The following is a 13,138-nucleotide window of genomic DNA, read 5'->3' on the forward strand; positions in this document are numbered from 1 at the left end:
GCCGGGCGCTCGCCCGCCTCCTCGTCCCCGCCCTCGCGATCCGCTACGCGGAGTCCTTCGGCACGCCCCGACTCGCCGTACTCGCCGGCCTCCTGGTGATCGGGGCGACCCTTCGACGCGACGCCCCGCGCCTGTTGCTGCCCGCCGTCGCCGGCACGGCGGTCGGCCACCTCACCGCGGTCCTCGTCCCGGGCCCCTACTACGAGGCGACCCTCCTCCGGAGCGCGACCGGCGCACTTCTTGCCGCGACCGCCCTCTGCGCGCTCCTTGACACCACTCGGGCACGACTGGTCGTGCGCTCTTAACTCCCTCGCCACATACCGACGCCAGGATGTCCTGCAGTCAGGGTCTGGATGGACAGGTTGGGGCGATCATGCGCATGCGGCCGACGGCACAATCCGCAGGCCAGCAGCTGGAGGGCGAGCAACAGGCCGCCGAACTCCGCGCAGAGCTGGACGAGTTACTCCGCGCGAGCCGCTACGCGAGTCAGCGCGAACGGCGGCTGAACGAGGCGATCCGGGCGACCCCGGGCCGCCAACGGCCGGAGGGCGAGCTGTTGCGGCAGCTCGCCCAGGCCCGCACCCTCCGTGAGGGGCTGGGGATCCGGTGTCGCCAACTCAGCGACCAGTTGGAGGCGTTGGAGATGCGCCTCAGACACGTACAGCAGAAACCACGGCAGCAGGACCCGGAACAGCAGGACCTGGGACAGCAGGAGCCACGGCACCAGGAACCTCTGCGACCGGGCCCGCGGCGGCCGGAGCCACGACAGCAGCACCGGCGAGCGGAGCCCGCACCCCCGCCGCCGCCCGCCCGTCCCGACATCGGCGCCCTCACCGAGCGGATCACCACCCTCCACCGCTCCGGCGCCCGCACCGAGGCCACGGAGCTGATCGACCAGGCGGCCGCCCGCCTCGCCCCCGCCGACACCGCGCTCCTGGTCGGCATGCTCGCCCGGTACGGCCCGACGGGCGCCTCCCTCCGACTCGCCCGCGGCACGGCCCGGTCCGCCCCCGAACACGCCGTCGCCGTCCTGGCCGAACTGCGCGAACTGGGCCTGGCCGAGGAGGCCGCCGAGCTGTTCCACGCCTTCTGGTCCTACCCCGCCGCCTCCGTCCCCGGGCTCCTCTCCGCACTGGAGCGGGCCGGGCAGAACGCGGACGGCGCGACGCTCCTGTGGGAGTGGGGATCGGCACCGACCGCCGAGCTGACCTCCCTCGCCGCCTGCCTCCAGCAGCACGACCGCCCCGGCGACGTCCGGACCCTGCTGCGCCAGGCCGCCGGCCGCCCCACCGCGGACCTCGCCGCGCTCTCCACCGAGCTGCCGCCCGCCCTCGCCACGGCCCTGCTGCGCGAACTCGCGGCGCTCCGCCCGCCCGTGGAGATCGTCCGCCTGGCGGCCGCGTTGGACAGCGCCGGCAGCCGGGAGCTGTACGGACAGCTGCTGGCCGCCCTGCTCGCCGACGAGGCCCGGCACCGCACCACCCTCGCCGCCCTCCGCGCGGCCGGCCTGCCGACCACCCCGCCCGCGGCCCCCCGCTCCCGCTGGGGACGGCGGTGAGCCCCGTACGGCGGTGAGCCCCGTACGGCGGTACGCCCCCGTACGGCGGTGAGCCCCTTCGCCGACGGCGGTGACACCCACCCCGCACAGCAACCCCCGCACACGGCAAGGAGCCCCCGCCCGCCCCGAAAGGGCGGACGGGGGCTCCCCGTACGAAGGACCCGGCCCTAGCAGCCGATCAGGCGCGCACCGAGGTACGCCTTGACCTGGTCCAGCGAGACGCGCTCCTGCGACATGGTGTCGCGGTCGCGGACCGTCACCGCGTTGTCCTCAAGGGTGTCGAAGTCGACCGTGACGCAGAACGGCGTGCCGATCTCGTCCTGGCGGCGGTAGCGCTTGCCGATCGCGCCGGCGTCGTCGAACTCGACGTTCCAGGCGGTGCGCAGGTCGGCGGCCAGGCCGCGGGCCTTCGGGGAGAGGTCGGCGTTGCGCGACAGCGGCAGGACCGCGACCTTGACCGGGGCCAGGCGCGGGTCGAGCCGCATGCCGACGCGCTTCTCCATGACGCCCTTGGCGTTGGGTGCCTCGTCCTCGAAGTAGGCGTCGATCAGGAAGGCCAGCATGGCGCGGTTGAGGCCGGCCGCCGGCTCGATGACGTACGGGAAGTAGCGCTCGCCGGACTCCTGGTCGAAGTACTTCAGGTCCTGGCCGGACGCCTCGCTGTGCACCCGCAGGTCGTAGTCCGTGCGGTTGGCGACGCCCTCAAGCTCGGAGAACTCGCTGCCACCGAAGTTGAAGCGGTACTCGATGTCCACCGTGCGCTTGGCGTAGTGGGAGAGCTTCTCCTTCGGGTGCTCGAAGAAGCGCATGTTCTCGGTGCGCATGCCGAGGTCGACGTACCAGTCCCAGCGCTGCTGGAGCCAGTACTCGTGCCACTGCTCGTCCTCGCCCGGCTTGACGAAGAACTCCATCTCCATCTGCTCGAACTCGCGGGTCCGGAAGATGAAGTTGCCGGGGGTGATCTCGTTGCGGAAGCTCTTGCCGGTCTGGGCGATGCCGAACGGCGGCTTCTTGCGCGAGGTGGTCTGGACGGCCTTGAAGTTGGTGAAGATGCCCTGGGCGGTCTCGGGGCGCAGGAACGCCAGGCCGCTGGCCTCCTCGGTGACACCGAGGTGGGTCTTCAGCATGCCCGAGAAGTCCTTGGGCTCGGTGAACTGGCCCTTGGTGCCGCAGTCGGGGCAGTTGACGTCCTTGAGGCCGTTCGGCGGCGGGAAGCCGTGCTTGGCCTCGTACTTCTCCTCCAGGTGGTCGGCCCGGTGGCGCTTGTGGCAGGAGAGGCACTCGGTCAGCGGGTCGTTGAAGGTGGCGACGTGGCCGGAGGCCTCCCACACCTCGCGGGCGAGGATCACCGAGGAGTCGAGGCCGACGACGTCCTCGCGGGCCTGGACCATCGCGCGCCACCACTGGCGCTTGATGTTCTCCTTGAGCTCCACACCCAGCGGCCCGTAGTCCCAGGCGGCACGCGTGCCGCCGTAGATCTCGCTGCAGGGGTAGACGAAGCCACGGCGCTTGCTCAGGCTGACGATCGTGTCGATCTTGTCGGCGGCCACAGTGCTCTCTTCAGTACGTACGGCACGGTCAGGGCACGGCTGGTTACGCGTACCCGAATACCTCAGGTTACCGGCCATACGGGTACGTGATTCAAATCGGTATCGTCCGGCCGCCCCCACTCCTCGTCATCTGCCGTTCACCCGTCCGAGTGAGTTGACAATCATTTCCATGTGAGATGAGAATGATTGTCATGATGATCGGACTGCTTCGTCGACGGACCCGCCGTTCCATAGCCATCGCCGCCACCGCACTCACCGCCTCCCTCGCCCTCACCGCCTGCGGAGGCAGCAGCAGCGCCGACAGCGGAAACGGCAAGCTGAAGGTCGTCGCCTCCTTCTACCCGATGGAGTTCCTCGCCCGGCAGATCGGCCAGGAGCACGTCGCGGTCACCGATCTCACCGCCGCCGGCGTCGAGCCGCACGACCTGGAACTCACCGCCAAGCAGGTCGGCACCGTCCAGAAGGCCGACGCGATCCTCTACCTCAAGGGCCTGCAGCCCACCGTCGACCAGGCCGTCGCGCAGTCGTCCAGCAAGCACAAGATCGACGCCACCGCCGCGAGCCCGCTGGTCGACCACCACCTCGACGAAGGCGCGGAGGAGCCCGGGAGCGGCCACAAGCACGAGGGCCCGGCCGGCGACCCGCACATCTGGCTCGACCCGACCCGCTACGCGGCGATCGCCCGGAGCGTCGGCGACGAGTTCGCGAAGGCCGACCCGACCCACGCCGAGGACTACCGCAGGAACACCGACGAACTGGTCACCAAGCTCACCGCACTCGACCAGGAGTTCCAGGACGGGCTGAAGTCCACCGGGACCAGGACCTTCGTCACCAGCCACGCCGCCTTCGGCTACCTCGCCGACCACTACGGCCTCACCCAGGTCGCCATCAACGGCGTCGACCCGGAGTCCGAGCCCACCCCGGCCCGCCTCGCCGCCGTGCAGAAGGCCGCCAAGGACAACGGCGTCACCACGATCTTCTTCGAGACCCTGGTCAGCCCCAAGCTCGCCGACACCGTCGCCAACGACCTCGGCCTCAAGACCGCCGTCCTGGACCCGCTGGAAGGCGTCAAGGACCCCGCCAAGGACGACTACCTCACCGTCATGAAGCAGAACCTGGCCAACCTCCGGACCGCCCTCGGCGCCACGGCCGGCCAGACCGCCCCCGCCGCGACGCCCACCCCCGACGCCACCACCCCTGCCGCCACCAGCTGACGGGACGGAACACCATGACCCACCCGATACCCCAGGCCGTCCGCCTCCGTGACGCCGTCGCCTCGCGCGGCGGCCGACCGGTGCTGCGCGGCGTCGACCTCACCGTCCGGCCCGGCGAGGTCGTCGCCCTGCTGGGCGCCAACGGCTCCGGCAAGTCGACCACCGTCAAGACCGTGATCGGCTCCGTCCCCCTGGAACGCGGCACCCTGGAGCTGTTCGGCACCCCGCACGGCTCCTTCCGCGCCTGGCACCGCATCGGGTACGTCCCGCAGCGCACCACCGCCGCCTCCGGCGTCCCGGCCACCGTGCGCGAGGTGGTCTCCACCGGACGGCTGCCGCAGCACCGCCTGCTGCCGTTCCGCCGCAAGGACCGCGAGGCGGTGGACCGCGCACTGGCCGCCGTCGGCATGCTGGAGCGGGCCGGGGACGGCGTGGCCGACCTGTCCGGCGGCCAGCAGCAGCGGGTCCTGATCGCCCGCGCCCTGGTCGGCTCCCCCGACCTGCTGATCATGGACGAGCCGATGGCCGGGGTGGACGCCGCCAGCCAGCAGGTGCTCGCCGACACCCTGCGCGCCGAGGTCGGCCGCGGCGCCGCCGTCCTCCTCGTCCTGCACGAACTCGGGCCGCTGGAACCGCTGATCGACCGCGCCGTCGTCCTGCGGGACGGCTGCGTCGCACACGACGGCCCGCCCGTGCCCAACACCGGCCTGCACGCACTGCCCGGCCACGACCACGTCCACCCGCACGCCGACCTGACCCCGCCGAGGCTGCTCGCATGACCGAGATGCTGTCCTACGACTTCATGCAGCGCGCCCTGCTCGCCGCCGTCCTGGTCGGGATCACCGCCCCCGCCGTCGGCATCTACCTGGTGCAGCGCCGCCAGGCCCTGATGGGCGACGGCATGGGCCACGTCGCGATGACCGGCGTCGGCCTCGGCTTCATCTTCCAGACCAGCCCGGTCTGGATGGCCGTCCTGGTCTGCGTGCTCGGCGCCGTCACCATGGAACTCGTCCGCTCCCGCGGCAACCAGCGCGGCGACATCGCCCTCGCCATGCTCTTCTACGGCGGCATGGCCTGCGGCAAGCTGCTCGTCTCGCTCTCCGCCGAAGCCGGCTCCGGCTCGCTGGAGAGCTACCTGTGGGGCTCGATCCTCACCGTCGCCCCCGCCGACCTGGCCGCCATCGCGGTGCTCGGCGCGGTGGTCATCGCCGTCACCGTCGGCCTGCGCCGCCAGCTGTTCGCCATCTGCCAGGACGAGGACTTCGCCCGGGTCACCGGCCTGCCGGTGCGCACCCTCAACCTGCTGCTCGCCGTGATGGCCGCCGTCACCGTCACCGTCGCCATGCGGGTGGTCGGACTGCTGCTGGTCAGCGCCCTGATGGTGGTCCCGGTGGTCGCCGCCCAGCAGCTCACCCGCTCCTTCGCCGCCACCCAGGCCGCCTCGATCGCACTCGGCGTGGTGGTCTCCCTCGCCGGGGTCACCGGCTCCTACGAGCTCGACGTGCCCTCCGGCCCGGCCATCGTGCTGCTCGCCATCGCGGTCTTCGCGGTGTTCAGCGCGCTCGCCGCGCCGCTCGCCCGGCGCCGCCACCGCGGCGACACCGAGCACGGGCCCAAGATCTGCGACGTCCGACTGCCCGCCCAGACACCGGAACGGACTTCCCCCGACACGACCACTCCGGAGGGGCGGGCGGGGCTGGCACAATGATGTGCGAGACGCCCACGACCCCAGGAGGACCCACGGTGACCACCGCAGGCCCGTCGCCGCGCGCCCGATCGACCCGGCAGCGTGCCGCCGTCTCGGCGGCCCTGGACGAGATCGCGGACTTCCGCAGCGCGCAGGAACTCCACGACCTGCTGAAGCACCGCGGGGACTCCGTCGGTCTGACCACGGTCTACCGCACCCTGCAGTCGCTCGCCGACGCCGGTGAGGTGGACGTGCTGCGCACCGCCGACGGCGAGGCCGTCTACCGCCGGTGCAGCAGCGGACACCACCACCACCTGGTCTGCCGGCACTGCGGCGCCACCGTCGAGGTGGAGGGCCCCGCGGTGGAGCGCTGGGCCAGCTCGGTCGCCGTCGAGCACGGCTTCAGCGACATCGCGCACACGCTGGAGATCTTCGGCACCTGCGCGGAGTGCGCCAAGAAGGCCTGAGCCCCGCCGCTCGTCCGCGGCGCGCCGCACGACGAGGAGGACCCACCGGGCTGATCCCGGTGGGTCCTTTTCGTCGTACCCGCGAACCCGCGGCGGCGCCCCGGCCTCAGTGCCCGGACGGCCGCGGCGCGGGCAGCTCGTTCGGGATCGCCCCGCCGAAGCGCCGGTCGCGCATCGCGTACTGCTCGCAGGCGCGCCACAGGTCGCGGCGGTCGAAGTCCGGCCAGAGCACGTCCTGGAACACGAACTCGGCGTAAGCCGACTGCCAGGGCAGGAAGTTGGAGGTGCGCTGCTCGCCGCTGGGGCGCAGGAAGAGGTCCACGTCCGGCATGTCCGGGTGGTACATGTACTTGGCGAGGGTCTTCTCGTTGACCTTCTTCGGGTCCAGCTTGCCGGCCGCGACGTCGCGGGCGATGCCCTGCGCCGCGTCCGCCAGCTCGGCCCGGCCGCCGTAGTTGACGCACATGTAGAGCGTCACGGCGTCGTTGTCCTTGGTGTGCTCCTCGGCGACCTGGAGCTCCTGGACGACGCTCTTCCAGAGCTTGGGCATCCGGCCGGCCCAGCGGATCCGCACGCCCATCTTGCCCATCTCGTCGCGGCGGCGGGCGATGACGTCCCGGTTGAAGTTCATCAGGAACTTCACCTCGTCGGGCGAGCGCTTCCAGTTCTCGGTGGAGAAGGCGTACAGCGAGATGTTCTTGACCCCGAGCTCGATGGCGCCGGCGAGGACGTCCAGCACGACGGACTCGCCGACCTTGTGGCCCTCGGTGCGGGGCAGCCCGCGCTCCTTGGCCCAGCGGCCGTTGCCGTCCATCACGATGGCGACGTGCTCGGGCACCAGCTCGCCGGGGATCTTCGGGGGCTGTGCACCGCTGGGGTGCGGGGTCGGAGGCGCGTACGCCCGCTGCTTGCCGCCGCCGAAGAGCCGTCGCGCTGCCATGTGCTCACTTCTCCACGTATCTCATCGAGCGGATGCCCCGCTCCAGGTGCCACTGCAGATAGGCCGCGACCAGGCCGCTGCCCTCCCGCCAGTACCGCGGCTCGCAGGCGTCGGCCGTCTGCCAGTCCCCTGACAGCAGCGCCCCGAGCAGTACCAGTGTCTCAGGGGAGGCTACGGCACATCCGGGCACTCGGCAGTCCGCGCAGAGCACCCCGCCCGCCGGGAGCGAGAAGAAACGGTTCGGCCCCTCCAGGCCGCACTTGGCGCAGTCCGTGAAGCTCGCGCCGTACCCGTTCACCGCGAGCGAGCGGAGCAGGAAGGCGTCCAGCACCAGGTGCGACTCGTGGCTCCCCGCCGCCAGCGTCCGCAGCCCGCCCACCAGCAGCAGGTACTGCTGGACGGCGGGCTCGCCCTCGTTCTCGGCGAAGCGCTCGGCCGTCTCCAGCATCGCGGTGCCGGCGGTGTAGCGGCCGTAGTCCGTGACGATCGAACCGCCGTACGGCGCGATGGTCTCCACCTGGGTGCACAGCGGCAACCCGCGGCCGACCAGGTCACTCCCCCGACTGAAGAACTGCACGTCCACGTGCGAGAACGGCTCCAGACGGGCACCGAACTTGGACTTCGTCTTCCGCACCCCGCGCGCCACCGCCCGCACCTTGCCGTGCTGGCGGGTCAGCAGGGTGATGATCCGATCGGCCTCGCCGAGCTTCTGCGCCCGCAACACGACGCCGTCGTCCCGGAAAAGACTCATGCCGACCATTCTCCCCCAGCCGCCGACAACGCCGGACAGCCGTGTTGCCCGCACCGGGGCCGTGGGGGAGGACCACTTCGGTGCGGGTCACGGCGGGCCCGGAGGGGGTCGGGCCCGTTTGTGGGGGATTCGGGATGGTCGACGGGTGGTCCACAGGGTGACGACAAGGAGAGGAACGACGGGGTGACGACGGTCAGGGGACGACGGGGTGACGACGGGGCCACGGCCTGCTGCGCGTCCGGGCCGACCGCCCCACCGCGCCCCGGCCTGCCGTGTGCCGGAACTCGACCACGTGTACGGCGCCCGGACCGGCCGCGCGCTCCGAACGACTACTTGTACGGCGCCCTGGTCGCCGCCTCCAGCAGCGCCCCGACCCGCGCCTGCGCCAGGTCCAGGCAGCGCCCGACCGCGGCCAGCGCCTCGCGCTCCTGCGGCAGGTAGCGCCCGTCGGCCAGGGCGATCGCCGCGCCCTGCAGCAGCAGCCGCTCGCGGCCCTGGTGGGCCAGGTGCGGGGTGAGCGGTTCGAGCACCGCGTGCAGCTCCACGGCCAGGCCACCGGACATCCCGTGGGCGTCGTGGAGCTCGCCGCCGAGCCCGGAGAGCGCGGCGAGCGCGGCCAGCACCTGGGCCTCGCCGCAGTCCTCGAACCCGGCTTCGCGCACCGCCGCGCAGGCCGCCTCGCGGGCCGCCCGGTGGGCGGTGCCGCCGGCCGCGAGCAGGGCCAGCGCCACGGTGTACTGGGCGTCCCGCAGCATCGCGCCGAGGCGCACGCAGGTCGGCTGCTCCAGACTCTCGACGCCGTACCGGCCGTGGCAGCTGGTGCACTGCACGCTGCCGATCACCGGTCCGAGCGGGAGCACCGGGGTGCCCAGCAACCGCAGCCACCGCCGGCCGTGCTGCCGGCGGTAGTTGCGGTCCCCGCCGCAGCCCGGGCAGAAGAAGTCACCGAGAACGTCAGTCCGCCACCGCGGGCGAACACCCCACAACCTGGTCACGGCGCCACTCCCCAGACATGGCAGGCGGCCTGCTCGACGATGGGCAGGTCACGCGACCGGACACCGAGCCGTCCCACCGACCCGGCTTTCCGGTGGATCGATGTTGCCACGGTTACCGGCACGTGTCAGTACCTCGAACGGCTTCCGATCCCAAAAAATGTGGCGCAGGCCACAATCGGCCGCCGGCACGGCGAAGGGCCGCCCGCAGGACGGCCCTTCGCACACCACCCGTACGAACTACCCCCGCTGCGAGCGGTTGACGGCGCTGATCATCGCCTTCAGCGAGGCCAGCACCGTGTTGCCGTCGATGCCCACGCCCCACAGCACCTTGCCGTCCACCGCGCACTCGACGTACGCGGCCGCCTGGGCGTCGCCGCCCTCGCTCAGCGCGTGCTCGGCGTAGTCCAGGACGCGCACGTCGAAGCCGATCCGGGCCAGCGCGTCCCCGAAGGCCGACACCGGGCCGTTGCCGGTACCGCTCAGCGCCACCGGCACGCCGTCCACCAGCGCCTCGGCGGTCAGCGCGTCCCGGCCGTCCTCGGTGGTCAGGGTGCGCGAGCCGCTCAGCGACAGCCGGCCCCACGGGTTGCCGGTGGTCGGCAGGTACTCGTCCTCGAAGACCCGCCAGATCTCCGCCGGGGTGACCTCGCCGCCCTCGGCGTCGGTCTTGGCCTGGATGATCCGGGAGAACTCGATCTGCATCCGGCGCGGCAGGTCCAGCTTGTGGTCGTTCTTCAGGACGTATGCCACACCGCCCTTGCCGGACTGGCTGTTGACCCGGATGACCGCCTCGTAGGTGCGGCCGACGTCCTTCGGGTCGATCGGCAGGTACGGCACGCCCCAGGTGTGCTCCTCCACCGGAACGCCCGCCGCCTTCGCGTCCGCCTCCAGGGCGTCGAAGCCCTTCTTGATGGCGTCCTGGTGCGAGCCCGAGAAGGAGGTGTACACCAGGTCGCCGGCGTACGGGTGGCGCGGGTGCACCTCCATCTGGTTGCAGTACTCGGCGGTGCGGCGCACCTCGTCGATGTCGGAGAAGTCGATCTGCGGGTCGACGCCCTGCGAGAACAGGTTCATCCCCAGCGTCACCAGGTCGACGTTGCCGGTCCGCTCGCCCTGCCCGAACAGGCAGCCCTCGATGCGGTCGGCGCCCGCCATGTAGGCCAGCTCGGCGGAGGCGACGGCGGTGCCGCGGTCGTTGTGCGGGTGAACCGACAGACAGACGAACTCGCGGCGCGACAGGTTGCGCGACATCCACTCGAACTGGTCGGCCTGGACGTTCGGGGTGGCCCGCTCGATGGTGGCCGGCAGGTTCAGGATGATCTCGCGGCCCTCGCCCGGCTGCCAGACGTCCATGACCGCCTCGCAGACCTCCAGCGCGAAGTCCAGCTCGGTGTCGACGAAGATCTCCGGCGAGTACTGGTAGCCGAAGACGGTGTCCTCGCCCAGCAGCTTCTCCGCGTACTCCATCACCAGCCGGGTGCCCTCGGTGGCGATCGCCTTGGTGGCCGCCTTGTCGTTGCGGAACACCACCCGGCGGAACAGCGGCGCGGTCGCGTTGTACAGGTGGACGGTCGCGCGCGGCGCGCCGACCAGCGACTCGACGGTCTTCTCGATCAGCTCCTCACGGGCCTGCGTCAGCACCGAGATGGTGACGTCCTCCGGGATCGCCCCCTCCTCGATCAGCGACCGTACGAAGGCGTGGTCGGTGGCGCCGGAGGAGGGGAAGCCGACCTCGATCTCCTTGTAGCCCATCGTGACCAGCAGGTCGAACATCTTGCGCTTGCGGGCCGGGGACATCGGGTCGATCAGCGCCTGGTTGCCGTCCCGCAGGTCGGTCGAGAGCCAGCGCGGCGCCTTGGTGATCACGGCGTCCGGCCAGGTGCGGTCCGGCAGGTCCACGGTGCCGAACGGCAGGTAGCGCCCGTACCGCATGCCGGACGGCTGCTGGCGCACCGAGGCGGCGGTGATCGGGGTGGGCCGGTCGACGAAGGCGCGAGCGGCGGGGATGGACGCGGCGGAGGTCTGCTCGGTCATGGAGGTGACTCTCGGCTTCCTGTGGATGCGTGGGTGCGGGCGGTCGGGAGGGATCAACACCGACTGGCCGGCCTCTGCTGCCGCTCACGACCCGCCGTTGGATCGCCGATTGCGCGCACAGCTCGTTCCCCGCGGCGAGGGAGCCGGCCCCTGTGGACTACAGGCCCTCGACGCGGCAGCTAAGAAGAAGCAGCCCGTTGCGCATGATGGGACCCAGCGTAACCCAGCGCCGCGCGCCCCCGAAGTGATCCGGGCTTCCGTTCCACCCCTTGAGACGCCGACCGGTCATGTCAAGAGTGGTGACAACCGGTCATGCAGGCCTCACCCTGGGCCACATGACTGCAGCAGTACCGATCTGCACGATCGTCCCGCCGTACGTCCTCGACCGCCTCGCCGAGGCCGGTCACGAAGCCGCCGTCCACTCCCTCGCGCTCGACGCCGCGCACCGCGCGGCCCGCCTCTCCCCGCCCCGGCCCACCCGCGGCGCCCCCGGCCTCAACCGGGTGATCTCCGACGCCGCCCACAGCCAGCGGCTGCCCGGCCGCACCGCCAGAACCGAGGGCCAGGCGGCCGTCTCCGACGCCTCCGTCAACCACGCCTACGACGGCCTCGGCGCCACCTTCGCGCTCTACGCCGACGCCTTCGGCCGGCACTCCATCGACGACCACGACCTGCGGCTGGACGCCACCGTCCACTACGGCCGCAACTACGACAACGCCTTCTGGAACGGCCACCAGATGGTCTTCGGCGACGGCGACGGCGAGATCTTCGGCGACTTCACCGCCTGCATCGACGTCATCGGCCACGAACTCACCCACGGCGTCACCCAGTTCACCGCCGGACTGGACTACCAGGACCAGCCCGGCGCGCTCAACGAGTCGGTCTCCGACGTCTTCGGCTCGCTCGTCAAGCAGTACGCGCTGCGCCAGAGCGCCGCCGACGCCGACTGGCTGATCGGCGCCGGACTGCTGGGCCCCGGCATCCAGGGCGTCGCGCTGCGCTCGATGAAGGCGCCCGGCACCGCCTACGACGACCCCCGGCTCGGCAAGGACCCGCAGCCCGCGCACATGCGGGACTACGTGGACACCGCCGAGGACAACGGCGGCGTGCACATCAACTCCGGCATCCCCAACCACGCGTTCTACCTGCTGGCCACCGCGCTCGGCGGCTCGGCCTGGGAGCGCGCCGGGCGGATCTGGTACGACGCGCTGACCGGGCGCACGCTGCCCGCCGACGCCGACTTCACCGCCTTCGCGCGGGCCACCGTGGCCGCCGCCAAGGCCCGCTACCCCGACCAGTCCTCGGTCGCGGACACCGTCACCGCCTCCTGGGCACAGGTCGGGGTCAGCCCGGGGTGACCCGCCGGCGGGCCCGGGCGCGGGCGCCGGACGACGCGAGAGTGGTTGAGACCGGGTTGAGGTGCGCTTAAGGTCACGGTCCGGGAAAAGTGCCGCAAAAGCCTTCCCTGGGTAGCACCATGGACACCATGCGTATCCAGGTGACCCGGACCGGCGGCTTCGCCGGAATCGTCCGCCACGCGGAGCTCGACACCGCCGAGCGCACGGACGCCCCGCACGTCCACGCCCTCGCCCGCGAGGCCGTCGCGGGCGGGCTGCGCGCCCCCTCGTACGGGGTGCCGGACGGTTTCCACTACGAGATCACCGTCGACAACCGGACGGTGTACTGCGCCGACCCCAAGCTCACCGACTCGCAGCGGGAGCTGGTGTCGCTGGTGCTGCGCGAGGGCGCGTGACGCCACCCCCCGGCTCCCGGGTGCACAACTCCTCGGCGCCGCGGCCCTGCTGACGCCGGGCCCGGCCGGGGACGCCCGGGGGGCGGGCCGGCGGCCGGGGGGGGCGGCGGGGCCCGGGGGGGCGCGGGGGCGGGGGACCCCCGGTGCGTTACCGCCCGGTCGCCGCGGCGTGGGGGAGGGCGGGGCCAG

General features: G+C 72.0%; 12 protein-coding genes. 7 read left to right on the forward strand and 5 right to left on the reverse strand.

What is annotated here, in order from left to right; all coding sequences use genetic code 11:
* The first annotated feature begins 373 nt into the window (after positions 1–373).
* Complete coding sequence (locus ACIGG8_RS20260) at positions 374–1,558, forward strand: hypothetical protein (RefSeq protein ID WP_396549567.1); 1,185 nt, start codon at positions 374–376, stop codon at positions 1,556–1,558.
* A 167-nt stretch (positions 1,559–1,725) separates the two neighbouring features.
* Here the strand turns inward: ACIGG8_RS20260 and ACIGG8_RS20265 are convergent, their stop codons facing one another.
* Positions 1,726–3,108 (reverse strand): glycine--tRNA ligase, encoded by a 1,383-nt coding sequence (locus ACIGG8_RS20265; RefSeq protein ID WP_396549569.1) that lies wholly within the window; start codon positions 3,106–3,108, stop codon positions 1,726–1,728.
* Between the two features lie 191 nt (positions 3,109–3,299).
* Between ACIGG8_RS20265 and ACIGG8_RS20270 the strand changes: the two genes are divergently transcribed.
* Genes ACIGG8_RS20270 through ACIGG8_RS20285 form a run of 4 tightly spaced genes read left to right on the forward strand, consistent with a single transcriptional unit; the run spans position 3,300 to position 6,476 of the window.
* A complete protein-coding gene (locus tag ACIGG8_RS20270; RefSeq protein WP_396549571.1) occupies positions 3,300–4,322 on the forward strand; it encodes a metal ABC transporter substrate-binding protein in 1,023 nt (340 codons plus the stop codon).
* 14 nt (positions 4,323–4,336) lie between these two features.
* Positions 4,337–5,101 carry a metal ABC transporter ATP-binding protein gene (locus tag ACIGG8_RS20275; RefSeq protein ID WP_350523919.1) on the forward strand — a complete coding sequence of 255 codons (765 nt, stop codon included), beginning with the start codon at positions 4,337–4,339 and terminating at the stop codon, positions 5,099–5,101.
* On the forward strand, positions 5,098–6,030 hold the full coding sequence (locus ACIGG8_RS20280; RefSeq protein WP_350523918.1) for a metal ABC transporter permease: 933 nt from the start codon (positions 5,098–5,100) through the stop codon (positions 6,028–6,030). Before ACIGG8_RS20275 ends, ACIGG8_RS20280 begins: the two co-directional genes overlap by 4 nt.
* Before the next feature lie 35 nt (positions 6,031–6,065).
* Positions 6,066–6,476 (forward strand): Fur family transcriptional regulator, encoded by a 411-nt coding sequence (locus ACIGG8_RS20285; protein ID WP_350523917.1) that lies wholly within the window; start codon positions 6,066–6,068, stop codon positions 6,474–6,476.
* A 106-nt stretch (positions 6,477–6,582) separates the two neighbouring features.
* On the opposite strand, the gene ACIGG8_RS20290 is transcribed toward ACIGG8_RS20285, so the two are convergent.
* The 4 genes from ACIGG8_RS20290 to leuA form a co-directional block, all read right to left on the reverse strand.
* On the reverse strand, positions 6,583–7,416 hold the full coding sequence (locus tag ACIGG8_RS20290; protein ID WP_350523916.1) for an isoprenyl transferase: 834 nt from the start codon (positions 7,414–7,416) through the stop codon (positions 6,583–6,585).
* A gap of 4 nt (positions 7,417–7,420) precedes the next feature.
* On the reverse strand, positions 7,421–8,167 hold the full coding sequence (recO, locus tag ACIGG8_RS20295; protein WP_396549574.1) for a DNA repair protein RecO: 747 nt from the start codon (positions 8,165–8,167) through the stop codon (positions 7,421–7,423).
* Between the two features lie 329 nt (positions 8,168–8,496).
* A complete protein-coding gene (locus ACIGG8_RS20300; protein ID WP_350523914.1) occupies positions 8,497–9,162 on the reverse strand; it encodes a TerB family tellurite resistance protein in 666 nt (221 codons plus the stop codon).
* A 237-nt stretch (positions 9,163–9,399) separates the two neighbouring features.
* Positions 9,400–11,196, reverse strand: coding sequence for a 2-isopropylmalate synthase (gene leuA, locus ACIGG8_RS20305; protein ID WP_396549575.1), 1,797 nt, complete (start codon positions 11,194–11,196; stop codon positions 9,400–9,402).
* Between the two features lie 335 nt (positions 11,197–11,531).
* Between leuA and ACIGG8_RS20310 the strand changes: the two genes are divergently transcribed.
* Together ACIGG8_RS20310 and ACIGG8_RS20315 are read left to right on the forward strand one after the other, a co-directional pair.
* On the forward strand, positions 11,532–12,554 hold the full coding sequence (locus ACIGG8_RS20310; RefSeq protein WP_396549577.1) for a M4 family metallopeptidase: 1,023 nt from the start codon (positions 11,532–11,534) through the stop codon (positions 12,552–12,554).
* Positions 12,555–12,682: 128 nt separating this feature from the next.
* A complete protein-coding gene (locus ACIGG8_RS20315) occupies positions 12,683–12,949 on the forward strand; it encodes a protealysin inhibitor emfourin (protein WP_350523911.1) in 267 nt (88 codons plus the stop codon).
* The last annotated feature ends 189 nt before the right edge of the window (positions 12,950–13,138 follow it).

It is taken from the genome of Kitasatospora sp. NPDC085464 (assembly GCF_044541955.1).
GTDB lineage: Bacteria > Actinomycetota > Actinomycetes > Streptomycetales > Streptomycetaceae > Kitasatospora.